Source organism: Streptomyces sp. NPDC058470, from assembly GCF_042721055.1.
GTDB lineage: Bacteria > Actinomycetota > Actinomycetes > Streptomycetales > Streptomycetaceae > Streptomyces.
Window position 1 is genome coordinate 46,395 of sequence record NZ_JBHXMF010000051.1, and the last position, 19,516, is coordinate 65,910.

Sequence of the window (19,516 nt, forward strand, 5' to 3'; positions counted from 1 at the left end):
TGAGTAATCCCGCCTCTTCCCCATCTTCGCCCCGCTAGGGTCTCGAAAGAAGTTACGAAGATCGTGCGCGACTGGCCGTCGGGGGGACGGACGCCGTACGGGGCGTACCTCCCCTTTTACCTGCCTTGCGACCGTTTCACGGCTCAAGGCTCAACAGGGAGGCACCACCTTCATGGGACGTCACAGCTTGCCCGACGAGTACGGGGCGGGCACCGCCGACCCCCGACCACGCGCGCGCCGTCGCACAGTGGCCATCGCGACGGCGCTCGTACTCACGGTGGCGGGGGGCACGGCAGCCGCGGCCCGCGGTGGCCTGCTCTCCTTCGGCTCCTCCTGCCAGGACGACGCGGTGCACGTCGACATCGCCGTATCCCCGGACCTGGCCCCCGCTCTTACGGCTACGGCGGACTACGCCCGTGAGCGCGACATCACCTCGGACGGCCGCTGCCTCGACGTCAGGGTGACCGCTCGCGAGTCGTACAAGGTCGCCGACGCGCTGCTGACCGGCAAGAAGTCCGACGTCCAGGCGTGGGTGCCCGACTCGAACCTGTGGGTGCAGCGCGTCACCGGGGACAACGACGCGACCCAGGTGAGCGACGTCGGCAACGTCGCGTCGTCGCCGGTCGGCGTTGCGATGGTCCCGACGGCCGCCACATCGCTGGGCTGGCCCCAGAAGACGTACACCTGGACCGAGTTGGCCGGCGCCGCGATGACGAGCGACCGCCTGAAGCTCGGGGCCGCCGACCCGGCGCGCAGCGCGACCGGCCTGCTCGCGCTGACGCAGCTGAGCACCGCGGCGGGGCAGACCGAGGGCGGCGACACCCAGGCGGCCGCCATGGCCGAGGCGCTCTCGCAGCGCACCTCCGACAGCGACAGCCAGGTCCTGGACACACTCCCCCGCGACTCCTCAGGCACCGAGCAGGGCAACCCGAAACGGAATCAGGCCCTGATCCTCTCCGAGCAGGCGGCCTTCGCCCACAACTCCTCGGACGAGACTCCCGACAGCCTCGACCTCTTCTACCCCAAGGACGGATCGCCGCAGCTCGACTACCCGTTCACCCTGGTCGACGAGGTGCGGCTGAGCACCGACGAGAGCCGCGCGGCCCTGCGGTTCATGGCCCTGCTGGGCGAGCCCGAAACCCAGAAGATCCTGGAGAAGCACGGGTTCCGCACCGACGACGAGAACCCCTCGGCCGCACTGGTCTCCGCGGCGGGCGGCCGCGCCCCCCAGCCTTTCGCACGTGTAGCGGCCGAACCGGCCTCGGCGAAGGCGATCGAGGAAGCCCTCGGCATGTGGACGATCACGGTGCAGAGCGCCCGCATCACCACGGTCGTCGACGCCTCCGCGTCCATGACCGAGCCGGTGCCGGGCACCGACCAGTCCCGTATGGACGTCACCAAGGCCTCCCTGCTACAGGCCCTCGCCGCCTTCACCCCGGAGGACGAGATCGGGCTGTGGAGGTTCTCCACCCGTCTCGACGGCAACCGGGACTACCAGGTGGTCGTGCCGACCGAACGGCTCGGCGACGCCGTGGGCGACGGCACCCAGCGGGACAAACTGTCGGCCGCGTTCAGCGCCCTGGAGCCCGTCCCGGGTGGGGCGACCGGCCTGTACGACACCACGCTCGCCGCATATCAGGCGGCCACGTCCTCCTACGAGGAGGAGAAGTTCAACGCGCTGGTCCTGCTGACCGACGGCGTCAACCAGGACCCCGGAAGCATTTCACGCTCGGCCCTCGTCACCAGCTTGCAGGAGCTCACCACCCCGGAGCGCCCGGTGCTGCTGATCGCGATCGCGGTCGGCCCGGACGCCGACCAGGAGGAGGTCGAGGAGATCGCCGAGGCGACCGGCGGCTCCGGTCACCAGGTCAACGACCCGTCGCAGATCCACTCGGTGATCCTCCAGGCGATCGTGGAGGCGGGCAGCCAAGGGTGACGCCCACCACCACTCCGGGACCCCCGCCCCTCAGCTCAACGAAGTGGCCATCGTGAAGGCAGGCAGCCAAAGCTGACGCCCACCACCACTCCAGGACCCCCACCCCTCAGCCCAGCGAAGCCGGCTCCGGCAAGCCCACCGGCCAGGTGTGCACGGGCTCCCCGAGATGCATCAACTCGCCGTAGCGCCGCGTGGTCGCGGCCAGCGCGACATCCCGCCCGAGCCCCTTCTCCAGGGCCCGGTGGAAGGTCGCCGCCTGCCAGCTCGCCCCGTTGACCCGCAGTCGGCAGCGCTCCTCGATGACGCCCAGGTAGAGGTCCCGGTCGGCGGGCTCGACCCCCCACGCGTCCAGTCCCGCCGCGGCGAGCGGCAGCAGCTCGTCCCGCACCAGGGCGACGGCCTCGACCTCGTGCGTCCCGCCGTACCGGCCGCGCCTGGGCCACTCCAGGCGCGCGTCGATGCCATGGCGGCAGGCGGCGTCGAAGTTGGCGGCTGCCGACGCGAAGGGCAGCCGCGTCCACACGGGCCGCGGCTCCTCGGCGAGCGCGCGGACGAGCCCGTAGTAGAAGGCGGCGTTGGCGATGACGTCGGTGACGGTGGGGCCTGCCGGCAGCACGCGGTTCTCGACGCGCAGATGCGGGACGCCGTCGGCGACGCCGTACACGGGCCGGTTCCAGCGGTACACCGTGCCGTTGTGCAGCACGAGTTCGGCGAGCTTGGGGATGCCGCCGGCGTCGAGGACACCGAGCGGGTCCTCCTCGTCGCAGAGGGGCAGCAGCGGCGGGAAGAAGCGCAGGTTCTCCGCGAAGAGGTCGTACGCGGACGAGATCCACTGTTCCCCGAACCAGGTGCGCGGCCGCACCCCCTGCGCCTGCAACTCGGGCGGCCGGGTGTCGGTGGACTGCTGGAACAGCGGGGGCCGCGACTCGCTCCACAGCTCGTGACCGAAGAGGAAGGGCGAGTTGGCGCCGACCGCGACCTGCGCCGCGGCGACCGCCTGCGCCGCGTTCCACACGTCGGCGAACCGCCCCGGGGTGACCTGGAGGTGCAACTGCACGGAGGTGCAGGCCGCTTCGGGCGCGATGGACTTCGACGTACAGACGAGGCGCTCCACCCCCTCGATGTCGAGCGTGAAATCCTCGCCTCGGGCGGCGACAATCTGGTCGTTGAGGAGGGTGTAGCGGTCGCCGTCCGAGAGGTTCGAGGAGACCAGGTCGTCCTGGGCGAGCGTCGGCAGAATCCCGATCATCACGATTCCGGCGTCGACTTCCTTCGCCTTCCTGTGGGCGTATGCGAGGGAGGTACGCAACTCCTCGGCCAGCTGGTCGAATACTCGCCCACCCAATCTGTGTGGGGCTATGTTGACTTCCAGGTTGAACATGGCGAGTTCTGTTTGGAAATCGCGGCTCGCTATCCTTTCGAGTACTTGCGCGTTCATCATTCTGGGCGTGCCGTCGGTCCCTGCGAGATTCAACTCGATCTCCAGGCCCATGAGGTTCTTCGGGCGATCGAACCGCTCCTCCGCCAGCAGCCGCGCCAGCCCCGTCAGACACTGCCGGAGCTTGTCGCGATAGTGCCGGCGATCGGACAGGTCGAACAGTTCTGCCTCGACCTTCTCTCCCATCGAAGCGTCCTTCCTCGGATGGGCAGGCCGATACTCCGGCCTCTGGCGTCCCGGGTCACCGGGGATAATGCCCAGGCAACGCGATCGATAACGTCCTGGAGGCGCCCGCCGCCCGCTACTCTGGACTCGAGTACCCACAGGCACATTCACCAGGCATGAACCAGTGCCCAGTTTCGTCCGACGCGATGTCGTGAAAAACGCCGACGAGAATCGGCCGACCGCTCCGACGAAGCATTCCGAGGTCATCGCCGCGCTTTCACGCAGAACCAGGATAAACCTCTCGTTTCGCCGACCGAATAGTGCCTTGCCCTTCATATGTGGGACGACTAGACGAAACACCGCGTGAACACGTCTCGTATAAACTTCGCGAACGAGGCAGAGAGTTGGCGCTCGCGGTCCTAGGTCCTGCTGTCCAGGTGCCACGCGGCAGGCGACACATTGTCGGCGGATCCAGATCCCTCGCCCCTTCGGCCCCGAGAGCTGACAACGCCGTCCGCCCCCTCCCTCGCGCCACCGTGCCTGTCGAACGAGAGGCGACCCATCATGCCGCTGCATCTACCCCCGGCTCCCGCGCCAGCCCTGCGCTCCGTCCTCACGGCACTCGGTTCCCCCACCGCCGTCCGGGAGGCGCGTACGCCGTCCCTCCGTATGGCACAGGGACCCGTCACACCCGAACTCCCGCTCCCCGTACACATCCTGGACCGCATCACGCCCGCGGGCGCGTACGCCACCCGGCTCACCGGGTGGCGCTTCCTGATCCGCTGCGGCGACCGCATGGTCGCCGCGGCCGACACCATGCTGACCCCCGACGGCTGGGCCTTCTCGCGCTTCTTCGAGGGCCCGTACATCGCCGCCACCGAACGCGCGCTGCGACAGGCCGAGGCCATGAAACAGTCCTACCAGGCCCGTCTGCTCTCCGTGCCGGAGCTGTACATGCTCACGCTCTGGCTGCACGGCGACACCACCGCGGACGGCGCCACCGGCCACCCCGCCGCCACCGATATCCTGGTCCCGCTGGCACCGGCCCCACCCGGCATCGCAGCGCACCGCCCACACCGCGTCGCCGAGCTCCTGCCGGTCCTCACCCACCGGCTCACTCCCACGCCTCTGCTCAGCTCACCCGCATAGCACTCTCGCCAGCGTCCGTGCCCCGCCGCCGTCCTTCCGGCAGCGGGGCACGTCGCTCGTTCGGGCCCCATACCGCTCGTACGAGGGAAAACACATCCCGCGCCCGACCGGACTAGCCCCATCCGGCCACCGCGAACCACCCGAAAAGACGGCACAGTTGGAATGAACCGTCCGCACGGGTGATGCGTCATCAACCTGTGAGGAGCGCTGCCGCTAAATCCCTGCGGATTGACGCCCGTAGGGCAACACTGGGTTCCAAACCACACATCAACGGGGGGCGGCCATGACCACATCGAGCCGCGGGACAGACACCACAGCCATCACTCACCTCTCAACCCAGCGAAAGATCCCACCAATGTGCCAGCACAAGACGCCGTGCCCGACAGCCGAATCCGCCGACCGGGAGTCCGCCCGCCTCGTGGCGCACCACCCGGAGCAGGGGTGGAGCCTGCTGTGCAACGGCGTGCTGCTCTTCGAGGACACCGGTGAGCTCCTGCCGGACGGCCAGATCATCGCCCCGCACCGCCCGCTGGGCAGCGAGCACGTGATGACGGCGGCCTGAACCGCACAACCGGGTGGCTGCGGCAGAGCCGCCCAGTACATAGAGGGGCCGGCCCGGAGACGCATTCTCCGAACCGGCCCCGACGCATGTCCAAGGGTGATTACTCCCCGTAGCCGTCCAGTCCCTCTCGCTGATCGGTCCCCGTACAGGTCCAGGTCCTGGCGCTGATCAGTCCCCGTAGCGGTGTCGGTCCTGGCGCTGATCAGCCCTCGTAGGCATCCGGTCCCCGACCGCCGACCAGTCCAGTCCCCATACGCGTCCAGGCCCGACCGCCGATCAGTCCTCGTAGGCGTCCAGCGGCGGGCAGGAGCAGACCAGGTTCCGGTCGCCGTACGCCTGGTCGATCCGGCGCACCGGCGGCCAGTACTTGTCCGCGACCGAGACACCGGCCGGGAAGACGGCCTCCTCACGGCTGTAACCGTGCTCCCACTGCCCGCCGAGCGAGGCGGCGGTGTGCGGAGCGTTGCGCAGCGGGTTGTCGTCCGCCGCCCACTCACCCGAGCCGACCTTCTCGACCTCCGCACGGATGGCGATCATCGCCTCGCAGAAGCGGTCGAGCTCGACCAGGTCCTCGGACTCGGTCGGCTCGATCATCAGCGTGCCGGCCACCGGGAACGACATCGTCGGCGCGTGGAACCCGTAGTCGATCAGGCGCTTGGCGATGTCGTCGACACTCACACCGGTCGCCTTGGTCAACGGTCGCAGGTCGATGATGCACTCGTGCGCGACGAGCCCGCCGGGACCGGTGTAGAGCACCGGGTAGTGCGGCTCCAGGCGCTTCGCGATGTAGTTCGCGGAGAGCACGGCCACCTGCGTGGCCCGCTTCAGCCCCTCGCCGCCCATGAGCCGGACGTACGCCCACGAGATCGGCAGGATGCCCGCGGAACCCCACGGAGCGGCCGAGATCGGGCCGACGCCGGTCTCGGGCCCGGCCGCCGGCTGCAAGGGGTGGTTGGGCAGGTACGGCGCCAGGTGCGCGCGCACCCCGACCGGACCGACGCCCGGACCGCCGCCGCCGTGCGGGATGCAGAAGGTCTTGTGCAGGTTGAGGTGCGAGACGTCACCGCCGAAGTGCCCCGGCTTGGCAAGCCCCACCAGGGCGTTGAGGTTGGCGCCGTCCACATACACCTGGCCGCCCGCCTCGTGGACCTGGGCACAGATGTCGGCGACGTGCTCCTCGAAGACGCCATGCGTCGAGGGGTACGTGATCATCAGCACGGACAGTTCGTCGCGGTGCTGCTCGATCTTGGCACGCAGATCCTCGACGTCGATCTCGCCGTCGTCCGCCGTCTTCACGACGACGACCTTCATGCCGGCCATCACGGCGCTCGCCGCATTCGTGCCGTGCGCGGAGGACGGGATCAGGCACACGGTGCGCTGCTCGTCACCGTTCCCGCGGTGGTATCCCCGTACGGCGAGCAGCCCGGCGAGCTCACCCTGCGAACCGGCGTTGGGCTGCAGCGACACCTTGTCGTACCCGGTGACCTCGGCGAGCCGCTCCTCCAGCTCATGGATGAGCGTGAGGTAGCCCTGCGCCTGCTCGGCGGGCGCGAAGGGGTGCAACTGCCCGAACTCGGGCCAGGTGACCGGTTCCATCTCGGTCGTCGCGTTGAGCTTCATTGTGCAGGAGCCCAGCGGGATCATGCCGCGGTCGAGCGCGTAGTCACGGTCGGAGAGCCTGCGCAGGTAGCGCAGCATCGCCGTCTCGGAGCGGTACTGGTGGAACACCGGGTGCGTGAGGTACTCGTCGGTGCGCAGCAGCGCGGTCGGAAGAGTGTCCTCGGCGGTCGAGTCCAGCGCCTCGACATCGCCCTCGACGCCGAACGCGGTCCACACGGCGGCGAGTTGCCTGCGTGTGGTGGTCTCGTCGCACGAGATCGACACCCGGTCGGCGTCCACGAGGCGCAGGTTGACCCCCTGGTCGCGCGCGCCGGCCAGTATCTCGGCGGCCCGGCCCGGGACGCGCACGGTCAACGTGTCGAAGTAGGCACCGTGGACGACCTCGACTCCGCCCGCCTTCAGCCCGTCGGCGAGGATCGTCGCGTACCGGTGCGTCCGCCGCGCGATCGTCTTCAGTCCCTCAGGACCGTGGTAGACGGCGTACATGCCGGCCATCACGGCGAGCAGCACCTGAGCGGTACAGATGTTGCTCGTCGCCTTCTCACGACGGATGTGCTGCTCCCGCGTCTGCAGAGCAAGCCGGTACGCCTTGTGCCCGTCCGCGTCGACGGACACGCCCACCAGCCGGCCCGGCAGGCTGCGCGCGAACTTCTCGCGCACCGCCATGTACCCGGCGTGCGGACCGCCGAAGGCCATCGGCACCCCGAACCGCTGCGTCGTACCGACCGCGATGTCCGCGCCCAGCTCACCCGGCGAGGTCAGCAGGGTCAGGGCCAGCAGGTCGGCGGCGACGGTGACGACCGCACCCAGCTCGTGCGCCTGCTCGATGAGCGGCTTGATGTCGCGTACGACACCGGAGGCGCCCGGGTACTGGGTCAGCACGCCGTTGATCTCACGCCCGGCGATCTCGGCGGGGATGCCCGCGCTCAGGTCGGCGAGGACGACCTCGACGCCGGTCGGCTCGGCGCGGGTCCGGATGACCGCGACGGTCTGCGGCATCACGTCCGCGTCGACCAGGAAGAGACCCTTCTTGTTCTTCCCCATGCGCCGGGACAGCGCCATCGCCTCGGCGGCCGCGGTGCTCTCGTCGAGCAGCGAGGCACCGGACGTCGGCAGCCCGGTCAGCTCGGCGACGACAGTCTGGAAGTTCAGCAGCGCTTCGAGGCGGCCCTGCGAGATCTCCGGCTGATACGGCGTGTACGCGGTGTACCAGGCCGGGCTCTCCATGACGTTCCGCAGGATCACCGGCGGAGTGAAGGTCCCGTAGTAACCGAGCCCGATCATCGAGTCGAGCACCTGGTTACGGTCCGCGAGGGTGCGCAGCTCGGCCAGTACCTCGGCCTCGGTGCGTGCGCCCGGCAGCTCCAGCGCCTCGGCGTTCTTGATCACGTCGGGCACCGCGGTGGCGGTGAGCTCGTCGAGCGAGCCGTATCCGACCTGCGCGAGCATCTTGGCCCGGGCTTCGGTGTCGGGCCCGATGTGGCGCTGCTCGAAGGGGATTCCCTGTTCGAGTTCGGAGAGCGGAATGCGAGGGGCGGTCATTGCGGAGGCCTCCTGGTCTGACGCGACCTTCGAGGGGCACCCCGGCACGGGTACCCCGACGGCCTCCCCCTCTGTCATCTCAACCTGAGAGTTTCACCGGCCCGCCCGCCCGCTGCGACCCGACTTTCACCGTCGGTGAGAGCGGGAGCCGTCGTCGGCACCCGCTCTGCTTTCCAGAGTGACCTCGTCCGTGCGGTACGTGGGCCTGAGAGATTCCGGGGAGGATTTGCTCCTTCGGCGCCCTCCGATGGTGTCTTGAGGACTCTCCCGCACAGGGTCAGCAGCCGCTGCCAGCCTACCAGCGAGGACAACTCCCGAGCCTTCGAGTGGCCACCTTCCTGAATCTGCTCTTTTGTAGTGCTTACGGATGAGTTGCGACCAAATGGAGGGCAACGTGCAGACCGACATCGATCCGCGCAACCTGATCGGCCGCAAGGCATTCGACCGCAATGGCGCCAAGATCGGCACGATCGACGAGGTCTACCTCGACGACGCGACCGGGGTCCCGGAGTGGGCGGCCATACGCACGGGACTGTTCAGCAGGGACGCCTTCGTGCCCCTGGAGCCCAGCGAACTCGTCGAAGGCACGCTGCACATCCCCTTCGAGCGGGCGCTGATCAAGGACGCGCCCGACTTCGGCGTCGGCCGCCACCTCTCCCCCGAGCAGGAACTCCAGCTCTACCACCACTACGGCCTCGACGTGTCATCCCCGCCTCCCGCACCGGACCGCGACTTCGGCCGCCTGGCGGGCACGGACGAAGCCTGAAGCCGCGCTCCACCCCCTCTAGGCAAAGCCCGCAGCTCAACCTTCACGGTGATGGCCGACGGTCTCCGCCACCAAGGGCAACGGCTCCGCCGGCTCCAGCCCCGGATCGTCGGCACGGAACGTCCGTACCCGCCCGGGCTCGGAGTACGGCGTCTCGAACCGAACGGTGACCCGCCCGAGCCCGCTGCCCTGCACCCACCCGTGCCCGAACTCGGCGTGCCGCACATCGTGCCCCGCGGACCACCGCCGCTCAGTCAGCGGCACCTGCTCCTCGACGGCCCCCTCCGCCACCTCCTCCTCCATGTGCTCCTGCGCCGCCAGCTCCCCCGCGGCAGCCTGCGCCTGCGCGAACAGGTCCTCCTGCGTGTAGTCGGCCAGCCCTGAGACACCCACACCGAGCAGCCGTACGCCACCGGTCGTGTCCACCGACTCAAGGAGCCGGGCGGCCGCCTCCCGCACCACCCCGGGGTCGTCCGTGGGCCCCCGTAGCGTCTCGGACCGGGTCAGCGTCGAGAAGTCGTACCTCCGCACCTTCAGCACGATGGTGCGCCCCGACAGCCCGGCTCCACGCAACCGCTGCACACACCGGTCGGCGAGCCGCTGCACCTCCAGACCGACCCGCACCCGGTCATGGATGTCCACGTCGTACGTGTCCTCGACGGACACCGACTTGGTCTCCCGCTCGGCGACCACGGGCCGGTCGTCGCGCGCCAGCGCCATCGCGTACAGCGCGTGCCCGTGGGACTTCCCCAGCAGACGTACGAGCTCGTCCTCGCCCGCCTCGGCGAGCTCCTGGACGGTGGTGATCCCGGCCCGCCGCAGATGGTCCCCCGTCGCCGGCCCGACGCCCGGCAGCGTCCGCACCGGCATGGGTCCCAGCAGCGCACGCTCGGTCCCCGGCTCTATCAGCACCAGACCATCGGGTTTGGCCTGCTCCGAGGCGATCTTCGCGAGCATCTTGGAAGCGGCGAGCCCCACCGATCCGGTGAGCCCGGTGACGGCCCGGATGTCCGCGCGCAGCTTCACTCCGGTCAGCCGCGCCGACGCCTCGTCCCAGGCCGCTTCCCCTGCCTCCAGATCGACGAACGCCTCGTCCAGGCTCAGCGGCTCCACCAGCGGCGACAGGGCCTGCAGCAGCCCCATCACCTGCTCGCTGACCTCTCGGTAGATCCCGAAGCGCGGCACGAGATACGCGGCGTTCGGCGCGAGCCGGCGTGCCTGGGCCATGGGCATCGCCGAGTGCACCCCGAAGACCCGTGCCTCGTACGAGCACGTGGAGACGACCCCACGTGGTCCGAGCCCGCCCACGACGACCGCTTTCCCGCGCAGGCTCGGCTTGGACGCCTGCTCCGCCGAGGCGAAGAAGGCATCCATGTCCAGATGCAGGATCGTGGGCGCTGTTCTCACATCTCCGATGCTGCCCTACGCCACTGACAATGCCCCGGCAAGCCGGGGCACCATCAGCCTCTTCCGCTCTACAGATCCTCAGACCGCGCGATTGCGCCTTCGTGCCAGCTCGTCGGAGGGGTTGTTCCTCACCAGCGTCTCGCCGGTGTCCACACGCTCCCCTTGCAGCTGCGAGAGCGCACCCTCGACATCCCGCCACACCACGCCCACGGCGATCCCGAAGACCCCCTGGCCGCCCTGGAGCAGCGCGTGGACCTCGTCGGGGGATGTGCACTCGTAGACCGTGGCGCCGTCGCTCATCAGCGTCATCCGCTCCAGATCCCGGAAACCGGGCTCCCTCAGATGCTGGACCGTGGTGCGGATGTTCTGCAGCGACACCCCGGTGTCGAGGAACCGCTTGACGATCTTCAGGACGACCACGTCCTTGAAGCTGTACAGCCGCTGCGTCCCCGACCCGTAGGCGGGCCGCACGCTCGGCTCGACCAGTCCGGTCCTCGCCCAGTAGTCCAACTGCCGGTAGGTGATGCCCGCGGCAGCGCACGCCGTTGGACCGCGGTAGCCGACCTCCTCGGAAACCGCCTCGCCTTCACCGGACACTGCTGTCGGCCGCCGCGGAATGTGATCGGCCGCGTTGCCATGAAGCGGGTACGGGCCGCTCTCCCCCAGACCGCGTCCGGGAGCACCCCCAGCCGTACCGTCGCCGCTGCTTCTCACGCCGACCTCCGTCCTTGACCTGCCTTCTCGACGGTAGGCAGTCACCAGGGGTGCGTCAACGATCGCCACACTCGGCACGCCGAGTGATAATCACCCTAGGAGTGGTTTCCCGTGCCCCACCGCGGGGAAAGGCTAGCCGAATGCTCTCCGAGCGGGCCGCGGCACACCACACTGGCCGCTGGCAATTGCCGCCCGGAGTTCTCCGGGGCCCCGGCCCTCACTGGCTGTTGGTCCCGAAGTCCTCGGGCGAGATCTGGTCGAGGAACTCGCGGAACTTCTCCACTTCGTCCTCCTGCTCGTCCGGGATCGCGATACCGGCGTCGTCGAGCACCCCGTCGCTGCCGTAGATCGGCGTCCCGGTGCGCAGGGCCAGCGCTATGGCGTCGGAAGGCCTGGCGCTCACCTCGACCCCGCTGGCGAACACCAGTTCCGCGTAGAAGACGCCCTCACGCAGGTCCGTGATGCGCACTTCGGTGAGCTCCTGGCCGACGGCTTCCAGCACGTCCTTGAACAGGTCGTGGGTCAGCGGTCGCGCCGGGGCCATGCCCTGCTGGGCGAAGGCGATCGCCGTCGCCTCCCCCGGTCCGATCCAGATGGGGAGGTAACGATCGCCTCCCACTTCACGCAGAAGCACGATCGGTTGGTTGGAGGGCATTTCGACCCGGACACCTACGACATCGAGCTCGTTCACACAGCAACCCTAGGCCGTGCCCGGGACGTTTGGGTAGTCGGGCACGGAACGGGTGGACGATCCGACACCCGCGGAGCGCCCCGGGTCAGGACAGTCGCACACCGAGCGCGGTCTGCACCAGTGCCGCGTGCAGCTTCACCGTGAGCCCCGCCAGCTCCTTCGTACGCGCCTCCGCGTGCGCCCTCGTCTGCGGATTGCGGTGCCGCCGCAGCGGGGCCACCACCTGATCGACCAGCCCCGCGTCACGCTCGGCCGCGGCCTTCATCGCGCGCAGGTGACGCGGCTCGATCCCGAACCGGCCCAGCTCGACGACGAGCGCGGCGACGGTCACCGCTTCGGCGTCGTACGCCCCGTCCGGGAACGGCACGATGAGGCCGTACGACTCCCACTCCTCCAGTTCCGGCTCGCCGATCTCGGCAGCGGCAAGGAGCTCGGCGCGACCAACCCGGGCCGCCGTGGGCGCCTCGTGCTCGGCGAACAGCTCACCCTCGCCCGAGTCGCGCTGACGGCCCACGGTCGGCAGCCGCACCGGCTCACCGCGCTCCAGGGCGTCCAGATACTCACGGATGACCTTCAGCGGCAGATAGTGGTCCCGCTGCATCCTCAGGACGTGGCCGAGGCGCTCGACGTCGTTGGCGCTGAACTTGCGATACCCCGAAGGGGTCCGCTGTGGCTCGATGAGCCCCTCCGACTCCAGGAACCTGATCTTGGAGATCGTGACTTCGGGGAACTCGTCGCGCAGTACGTTGAGCACCGTGCCGATGCTCATCAGTCCGCTGTCCGTGGCGGCGGTACCGTGATCGGCACCGCCGCTCGGTGATCGAAGCATGGACCTTCCTGGGGGTCCCCCCGGACAGAGCCCGGGGGAGGGTCAGATGCCTCGCTGGCTCGCGTAGAAGACCAGCCGGTACTTGCCGATCTGCACCTCGTCGCCGTTCGACAGGGCGACCGAGTCGATCCGCTCCCTGTTGACATAGGTGCCGTTGAGGCTACCGACGTCCGCCACGGTGAACGAACCGTCGGCGACGCGGCGGAACTCCACGTGGCGGCGTGACACGGTCACGTCGTCCAAGAAGATGTCGCTCTGCGGGTGACGTCCGGCCGTGGTCAGCTCGCCGTCCAGCAGGAACCGGCTGCCCGAGTTCGGGCCGCGGCGCACCACCAGGAGCGCCGAGCCGAGCGGCAGCGCGTCGACGGCCGCCTGAGCCTCCGGGGAGAGCGCCGGTGAGAGCGTCTGACCCGTCACCTCGGCGTCATAGGCCTCAAGGCCTGAAATGGAGATCGTGGACGTCGTCTCGGACGGACGCTCCGCGGTCACCCCGCCCCGCAGCGGCGCACCGCAGTTGGAGCAGAAACGGCTGTTTTCCGCGTTGCGGTTACCGCACCTCGTACACACCAGGGCCGACATGGATGGATCCTCCTGCCGCGGCTGCCCTCCAGGGGCATGGGAACCATACGGGTCGGCGGTGAACCCTCCACCCGTACTTGAGGTCGACGGATCCCCGAAACCTATGCGGCCCGACTGGGCAGGGTCAACAGACGGCGCGCCCTGACCACCGGAAATGTCACTGCCCTGACCACCGACCTCATCCCGGAACAGCGGGCGCTCGCCACCCTGATCCTCGGCATCTCCATGGCGTGATGCACGGTGCCGGGCAGTGGCGTTGTCGCCGCCCTCTCCTCGTGCGCTCTTGCCGAACAACTTCCCAAACAACTTCACGGGCGATTCCCCTTGACCGAAACAGACCCGCCCGTGGGGCAGGACGAACCCTGATTGAACACACCGGCCGACCCGGACATCCTCACAACGTCCGTATCCACCTGACAGTTTCCACCACGCACCACCCATTCGGTGCGCCGACCCCCCGCAACCTCTTGCCCTGGCCGGGCCCCTCTCATGCGGCCCCCCTTCACTGGGACGACCGAGCGTAGTCAGGCTGCTTCGCCGGTCGCAAGGCGTCCACGACGATCTTCGTCGAGGGCTCGACCGTGACGATGGCCTGCTCCTTCTCCAGTGTCTGCACCACGCCTCCGGGGATGTTCAGCGCCGGCTCCAGGTCCTGCGACTTGCCGATGACCTTGAAACGGTAGGGCTGGGTGATCTTGTTCCCGTCCACGCTCACGCCCTTGTCGGAATCCGTCAGATAGGTGCTGGCGACGACCCGTACACCGTTCACCTGGATCGCTTCCGCACCGGCCGCGCGGAGCTCCTGGATGGCGTCGAGCAGCATGTCCGCCTCGATCGTCCCCTTGGTGTCGTTGATCGTCAGGGTGATGCCGGGTCCCTGCGCTGCCACCGTGCCCGCCAGAATGCCGAGTTGCTTCTCCCTCTCGACAGTCTGCTTGCGCGCCTCCTCGGCCTGGTCCGAACTGTTCTCCAACTCGGTGCGCTGATCTTCGAGACCCTGCTTCTCGTCCTGAAGACGCTGTGTACGGCTGTCCAGTTCATCGAGGATGCGTACGAGATCCTCCTGACGTGCGCCGCGCAGGGCGCTGCCGCTGTCGCTGTTGGACGCCACCTGGACGGCCAGACCGAAGCCGAGGCCGAACAGCAGCAGCGCGACGATGAGTTGCGCGCGGGACACCCGCGGCGGCCACAGCCCCTGCGCCAGTCGCTGACGGCCGGTCAGCCCCGGCTCCGCGCCCTCCTCACGCTCCTCCGGCTCCCGCTCCGGTGGCGCGGGAGCCGCGGCCCGAACCTCTTCTGGAAGTTCCTTGCGCAGACGATTCTCCGGGCTGCCGGAGGCCGTCGATGCCTCGTCGTCGTTGCTCATCGGCCTCACGCCCGGAACACGTGACGACGGATCGCCGCGGCGTTGGAGAAGATGCGGATACCGAGGACGACCACGACACCGGTGGAGAGCTGGGCGCCCACACCCAATTTGTCGCCCAGGAAGACGATCAGCGCGGCCACGACCACATTCGACAGGAACGACACCACGAAGACCTTGTCGTCGAAAATGCCGTCGAGCATCGCGCGCAGGCCTCCGAACACGGCGTCGAGCGCCGCCACGACGGCGATCGGGAGATAAGGCTCGACGACCGCAGGAACCTCGGGCCGGACCAACAATCCAGCCACGACTCCCACGACGAGGCCCAGTACGGCGATCACGATGTGCCCTTCTCTGTGCTCGGCTGTGCTGTACGTACGATCACACTTGGTGCGGCGGTCAATCGGACGTCGTCCTCGACGGAAATGCTGGTCCGGATGCCGTAGTTCTCCTGCAGGGCATGCAGATACAGCCCGTCGGCACTGTTCTGGAACCTGGTGCTGAGCCGCTGGCCGTCCCCCACCGCGAGCACCGTGTACGGCGGCACCAACGGCCTGTTGTCGACCAGTATCGCGTCACCCGCTGCCCGGATCGCCGACAGAGCCGTCAGCCGCTGACCGTTGATGGAGATGGCCTCGGCACCCGACTCCCACAGCCCGTTGACGACCCGCTGCATGTCACGGTCACGCACGCGACCGGTGTCGGAGAACCCGGAGGTCTCCCGTGGATCACCGTCGCCGTCCTGACTTGCTTCCTTGGCGTCGTCGACGACGAGTTTCACGCCCGGACCGTGCACCTCGGTGGCGCCCGACAGAATACCCACCAGGTCGGCCTGCTCACTGCCTCCGTCGGTATTCAGCGCCTCACGCTGCCTCGCACTCACATCGGCGCGCAGAGTGTCGACACTGCCTTCGAGCTTGTCGGCGGCGGTGGTCTCGCGCTCGATACGGTCGATGAGTTCCTGGCGCTCCTTGGCGATGACAGGCGCCGCGATCCGCGCGTTCGCCGCTCCGAGGGTCACCACAAGGCCCGCGAGGACAAGACCGGCCGCCAGACCTAGCTTCGCCCGCACCGTCTTCGGCATGCCGCCGGCGCCCTCGGCCTGCTTCCGGGCAGCCGCTTCGGCATACCCGTCGTCAAGGCTGTGGTCCATGACATTGGTGAGCAGCGACATGGAGGCGTCCGGACGCGCGGGGCGCGCGGGGCTGCTCCGAACGGGGGGCTGCTGCGGCATGTCGCACATCGTCGCACGTCGCGGGCGCTACCTCCGAATGGCCCCACCGACGTGCCGGACAGGCCCCCTTGGGGGCACTTGTCCGGCACGCGCGCGTGTTGGGTGTTTCAGCGACCGGCGCTGTCCACGACCGCCGACCACTCGTCGAGCAGTGCCTCCGCGGAGGCATCGTCGGGCCCTTCGGCCCACAGATGGGTAACCGCCTCGGCGGGATCCGGGAGCACCATCACCCAGCGCCCGTCCGTCTCCACGACCCGTACGCCATCGGTCGTGTCCACGAACCGCTCACCGGCCTCCTCCACGACCCGGCGCATCACGAGTCCCTTGACGGCCCAGGGAGTGGCGAGATCACGCTTGAGGACATGCGCCCGCGGAATCCGCGCATCGATCTGGCTCAGCGTGAGCTGCGTCCGCGCCACCAGTCCGATGAGGCGTACGAACGCCGCCGCGCCGTCGAAGACACCGCTGAACTCCGGGATGATGAAACCACCACGCCCGTCGCCACCAAAGATCGTCGAGTCCTCACGCCCGACCCGCGTCAGATCGTCCGGGGAGGTCGTCGTCCAGTCCACCTGCGTGCCGTGGTACGCCGCCACCTGCTCGGCGATCCGCGTGGTGGTCACCGGAAGCGCCACCCGCCCACTGCGCCGCTCAGCGGCCACCAGGTCCAGCATCACAAGGAGAGCCCGGTCGTCCTCGACGATCCGCCCCTTCTCATCGACCAGCGAAAGCCGCTCGCCGACCGGGTCGAATCGCACTCCGAACGCCGCCCGCGCGGACGCCACGATCTCTCCGAGCCGCACAAGCCCGGACCGCCGTGCATCCGCCGTCTCCGTCGGCCTCGACTCGTCAAGACCGGGATTGATGACAAGCGAGTCGACCCCGAGCTTGCCGAGCAGGCTGGGCAGCACGAGCCCCGCACTACCGTTCGACGCGTCCACGACGACCTTGAGCCCCGACTCGGTGATCCCGGTCGTGTCGACATTCCGCAGCAACGACCCGGTGTACGAGTCGAAGACACTGGCCGGGAAGTGCAGATCCCCGATCTCACCGGGGAACGCACGCCGGTACTCCTGACGCGCGAACACGCGGTCCAGCTTCCGCTGACTCGCCTGCGACAGATCCGCACCCTGCCCGTCGAAGAACATGATGTCGACGGAGTCCGGCACACCGGGCGTCGTCCGGATCATGATCCCGCCCGCACTGCCCCTGGCCGTCTGCTGCCGGGCCACCGGCAGCGGTACGTTCTCCAGGTCGCGTACGTCGATGGCGCTGGTCTGCAGCGCCGAGATGACCGCCCTCTTCAGCGCACGAGCACCTCTGGAGTGATCGCGCGCCGTCGTGACCGTGGAGCCCTTCTTGAGCGTCGTCGCGTACGCGCCCGCGAGCCGTACGGCGAGTTCCGGGGTGATCTCGACGTTCAGAATCCCGGACACCCCACGCGCGCCGAAGAGATGCGCCTGGCCTCGCGACTCCCAGATCACCGACGTGTTGACGAAGGCGCCGGCCTCGATGGTCTTGAACGGATAGACGCGAACGTTTCCCTGAATGATCGATTCTTCACCGACGAGGCATTCATCGCCGATGACCGCGCCGTCCTCGATCCGGGCGGCCCGCATGATGTCCGTGTTCTTACCGATCACACAGCCACGCAGATTGCTGTGCTGCCCGATGTACACGTTGTCGTGCACGACGGCCCTGTGCAGGAAGGCCCCCGTCTTGACGACGACGTTGGAACCGATGACGGTGTGCTCACGGATTTCGACGTCCGCCTCGACTTTGGCGTAGTCGCCGATGTAGAGCGGCCCGCGCAGTACGGCATCGGGGCTCACCTCGGCGCCCTCGGCGACCCATACGCCCGGCGAGATCTCGAAACCGTCGATGTCGACGTCGACCTTGCCCTCCAGGACGTCGGCCTGCGCCTTCACGTAGCTCTCGTGCGTGCCGACGTCCTCCCAGTAGCCCTCGGCGATATAGCCGTAGACGGGCTTGCCTTCCTTCATCAGCTGGGGAAAAACGTCGCCGGACCAGTCGACGGAGACATCTGCCTCGACGTAGTCGAAGACCTCGGGCTCCATGACATAGATGCCCGTGTTCACCGTGTCGGAGAAAACTTGACCCCAGGTCGGCTTCTCCAGGAAGCGCTCGACCTTACCTTCTTCGTCAACGATGGTGATGCCGAATTCAAGGGGGTTCGGTACGCGCGTCAAGCAGACGGTGACCAGCGCGCCCTTCTCTTTGTGGAAACTGATGAGATCGGTGAGGTCGAAGTCGGTCAGGGCATCACCGGAGATCACGAGGAAGGTGTCGTCCTTCAACGCTTCCTCGGCGTTCTTGACACTCCCGGCAGTACCGAGTGGCTTCTCCTCATTGGCATAGGTGAGCTCCATACCGAGCTCCTCGCCGTCACCGAAGTAGTTCTTGACGAGAGAGGCCAAGAACTGGACAGTTACGACGGTCTCATTGAGCCCATGCCTTTTGAGCAGCCGTAGCACGTGCTCCATGATCGGGCGGTTGGCCACAGGCAGGAGCGGCTTGGGCATGCTTGAGGTCATGGGACGAAGGCGTGTGCCTTCGCCTCCGGCCATCACGACGGCCTTCATGTCGGAAGCGTCCTCCTTGAAGAGACGACGGTCTAGCCGACTTCACCCGTCCAAATTGTCCCGCACTTTTCGTCCGCGGGCCATCGAGCCACTACAGCCACGCAATGGGCGAGCTCAATCGGTCGTGGCGTCCGCCCTGACAAGGCGGAGGACCTGAACCACATAGAGGACTCCTGCCCACCAGTACAGGGTTGTACCCCATCCGGCGAACGCCCATCCGAAAATAGCACCTAGTGACGCGATCCACCCACTTGCGTCGCTGAGCAGCAACAACGGGAAGGCGTACATCAAGTTGAAGGTCGCCGCCTTCCCCAGGAAGTTCACCTGCGGCGGCGGATAGCCGTGGCGCCTGAGGATGCCCACCATCACCAACAGGACCAGCTCTCGCGCCAGGAGGACGGCGGTCAACCAGAGCGGGAGAATCTCGCGCCAGGTGAGACCCACGAGAGTGGACAGAATGTAGAGGCGGTCGGCCGCGGGATCGAGTAGCCGGCCAAGACTGCTGATCTGGTTCCAGCGACGGGCGAGCTTCCCGTCCAGATAGTCACTGATGCCGCTCAGCATGAGCACCAGGAGTGCCCATCCGTCGCTCTTGGGGCCGCCGAACTCGGGCCAGAGGATCAGCCACAGGAAGACGGGCACGCCGACGAGGCGCGCCATGCTGAGGATGTTCGGGATGGTGAGGACCCGGTCTGTCTGGACGCGGGTCTCCTGGACCTCCACCCGGGGGCCTCCTGTGGGAAACGAGCCAACGATGCCCCCTGACCTTACCCGCAGCACTCACGCTCTTGTGCGGAGGGGTGGGGGCGTCACCAGAAAACAAAAAAGCTCCGGCTCTCGGGCAATAAGCCCAAGAGCCGGAGCTCTAAAGATAGTTCGGCGGCGTCCTACTCTCCCACAGGGTCCCCCCTGCAGTAC

At 68.1% G+C, this 19,516-nt stretch carries 16 protein-coding genes and 1 riboswitch; of the genes, 4 read left to right on the plus strand and 12 right to left on the minus strand.

Features of this window, described 5'->3' with window-relative positions; genetic code table 11:
• The first annotated feature begins 172 nt into the window (after positions 1-172).
• Positions 173-1,936, plus strand: a complete 1,764-nt coding sequence (locus tag ACFWP7_RS31440) for a substrate-binding and VWA domain-containing protein (protein WP_384388236.1) — start codon at positions 173-175, stop codon at positions 1,934-1,936.
• 106 nt (positions 1,937-2,042) lie between these two features.
• Here ACFWP7_RS31440 and ACFWP7_RS31445 read toward each other — a convergent pair whose 3' ends face one another.
• Entirely contained in the window at positions 2,043-3,560 is a 1,518-nt protein-coding gene (locus ACFWP7_RS31445) for a glutamate--cysteine ligase (protein ID WP_384388239.1), read from the minus strand.
• A 543-nt stretch (positions 3,561-4,103) separates the two neighbouring features.
• Between ACFWP7_RS31445 and ACFWP7_RS31450 the strand changes: the two genes are divergently transcribed.
• Complete coding sequence (locus ACFWP7_RS31450; protein WP_384388241.1) at positions 4,104-4,688, plus strand: hypothetical protein; 585 nt, start codon at positions 4,104-4,106, stop codon at positions 4,686-4,688.
• 355 nt (positions 4,689-5,043) lie between these two features.
• Positions 5,044-5,250 (plus strand): DUF5999 family protein, encoded by a 207-nt coding sequence (locus ACFWP7_RS31455; RefSeq protein WP_384388244.1) that lies wholly within the window; start codon positions 5,044-5,046, stop codon positions 5,248-5,250.
• 276 nt (positions 5,251-5,526) lie between these two features.
• On the opposite strand, the gene gcvP is transcribed toward ACFWP7_RS31455, so the two are convergent.
• Entirely contained in the window at positions 5,527-8,412 is a 2,886-nt protein-coding gene (gene gcvP, locus ACFWP7_RS31460) for an aminomethyl-transferring glycine dehydrogenase (protein WP_384388246.1), read from the minus strand.
• Between the two features lie 183 nt (positions 8,413-8,595).
• A riboswitch (glycine riboswitch) is annotated at positions 8,596-8,692 on the minus strand.
• Between the two features lie 114 nt (positions 8,693-8,806).
• On the opposite strand from gcvP, the gene ACFWP7_RS31465 reads away from it, so the two are divergent.
• Positions 8,807-9,178 (plus strand): PRC-barrel domain-containing protein, encoded by a 372-nt coding sequence (locus ACFWP7_RS31465; protein WP_384388249.1) that lies wholly within the window; start codon positions 8,807-8,809, stop codon positions 9,176-9,178.
• 36 nt (positions 9,179-9,214) lie between these two features.
• On the opposite strand, the gene ACFWP7_RS31470 is transcribed toward ACFWP7_RS31465, so the two are convergent.
• From ACFWP7_RS31470 to ACFWP7_RS31515, 10 genes are all read right to left on the minus strand, one after another.
• Positions 9,215-10,585, minus strand: coding sequence for a DNA polymerase IV (locus tag ACFWP7_RS31470; RefSeq protein ID WP_384388251.1), 1,371 nt, complete (start codon positions 10,583-10,585; stop codon positions 9,215-9,217).
• 78 nt (positions 10,586-10,663) lie between these two features.
• Positions 10,664-11,299, minus strand: a complete 636-nt coding sequence (locus ACFWP7_RS31475; RefSeq protein ID WP_384388253.1) for a MerR family transcriptional regulator — start codon at positions 11,297-11,299, stop codon at positions 10,664-10,666.
• A 217-nt stretch (positions 11,300-11,516) separates the two neighbouring features.
• Positions 11,517-11,990, minus strand: coding sequence for a bifunctional nuclease family protein (locus ACFWP7_RS31480; RefSeq protein WP_006123076.1), 474 nt, complete (start codon positions 11,988-11,990; stop codon positions 11,517-11,519).
• A gap of 85 nt (positions 11,991-12,075) precedes the next feature.
• Positions 12,076-12,819: a MerR family transcriptional regulator gene (locus tag ACFWP7_RS31485; RefSeq protein ID WP_384388256.1), complete on the minus strand. Its 744-nt coding sequence runs from the start codon at positions 12,817-12,819 to the stop codon at positions 12,076-12,078.
• A gap of 42 nt (positions 12,820-12,861) precedes the next feature.
• Positions 12,862-13,839 (minus strand): FHA domain-containing protein, encoded by a 978-nt coding sequence (locus tag ACFWP7_RS31490; protein WP_384388259.1) that lies wholly within the window; start codon positions 13,837-13,839, stop codon positions 12,862-12,864.
• Between the two features lie 61 nt (positions 13,840-13,900).
• Entirely contained in the window at positions 13,901-14,764 is an 864-nt protein-coding gene (locus ACFWP7_RS31495; protein WP_384388261.1) for a DUF881 domain-containing protein, read from the minus strand.
• A 5-nt stretch (positions 14,765-14,769) separates the two neighbouring features.
• Positions 14,770-15,102, minus strand: coding sequence for a small basic family protein (locus tag ACFWP7_RS31500; RefSeq protein WP_003988855.1), 333 nt, complete (start codon positions 15,100-15,102; stop codon positions 14,770-14,772).
• Positions 15,099-16,004: a DUF881 domain-containing protein gene (locus ACFWP7_RS31505; RefSeq protein ID WP_384388263.1), complete on the minus strand. Its 906-nt coding sequence runs from the start codon at positions 16,002-16,004 to the stop codon at positions 15,099-15,101. Before ACFWP7_RS31505 ends, ACFWP7_RS31500 begins: the two co-directional genes overlap by 4 nt.
• 98 nt (positions 16,005-16,102) lie before the next feature.
• The gene (locus ACFWP7_RS31510) at positions 16,103-18,598 is read right to left on the minus strand and encodes a sugar phosphate nucleotidyltransferase (RefSeq protein ID WP_384388266.1); all 2,496 of its coding nucleotides are present in this window, start codon (positions 18,596-18,598) and stop codon (positions 16,103-16,105) included.
• Between the two features lie 114 nt (positions 18,599-18,712).
• Positions 18,713-19,321 carry a CDP-alcohol phosphatidyltransferase family protein gene (locus ACFWP7_RS31515; protein ID WP_384388268.1) on the minus strand — a complete coding sequence of 203 codons (609 nt, stop codon included), beginning with the start codon at positions 19,319-19,321 and terminating at the stop codon, positions 18,713-18,715.
• Between the last annotated feature and the right edge of the window lie 195 nt (positions 19,322-19,516).

Bases quoted from the DNA above. Each gene is read 5' to 3' on its own strand.
- ACFWP7_RS31440 (WP_384388236.1), top strand. From the start codon at position 173: ATGGGACGTCACAGCTTGCCCGACGAGTACGGGGCGGGCACCGCCGAC.
- ACFWP7_RS31445 (WP_384388239.1), bottom strand. From the start codon at position 3,560: ATGGGAGAGAAGGTCGAGGCAGAACTGTTCGACCTGTCCGATCGCCGG.
- ACFWP7_RS31450 (WP_384388241.1), top strand. From the start codon at position 4,104: ATGCCGCTGCATCTACCCCCGGCTCCCGCGCCAGCCCTGCGCTCCGTC.
- ACFWP7_RS31455 (WP_384388244.1), top strand. From the start codon at position 5,044: ATGTGCCAGCACAAGACGCCGTGCCCGACAGCCGAATCCGCCGACCGG.
- gcvP (WP_384388246.1), bottom strand. From the start codon at position 8,412: ATGACCGCCCCTCGCATTCCGCTCTCCGAACTCGAACAGGGAATCCCC.
- ACFWP7_RS31485 (WP_384388256.1), bottom strand. From the start codon at position 12,819: ATGCTTCGATCACCGAGCGGCGGTGCCGATCACGGTACCGCCGCCACG.
- ACFWP7_RS31490 (WP_384388259.1), bottom strand. From the start codon at position 13,839: ATGGGTGGTGCGTGGTGGAAACTGTCAGGTGGATACGGACGTTGTGAG.
- ACFWP7_RS31495 (WP_384388261.1), bottom strand. From the start codon at position 14,764: ATGAGCAACGACGACGAGGCATCGACGGCCTCCGGCAGCCCGGAGAAT.
- ACFWP7_RS31505 (WP_384388263.1), bottom strand. From the start codon at position 16,004: ATGTGCGACATGCCGCAGCAGCCCCCCGTTCGGAGCAGCCCCGCGCGC.
- ACFWP7_RS31510 (WP_384388266.1), bottom strand. From the start codon at position 18,598: ATGAAGGCCGTCGTGATGGCCGGAGGCGAAGGCACACGCCTTCGTCCC.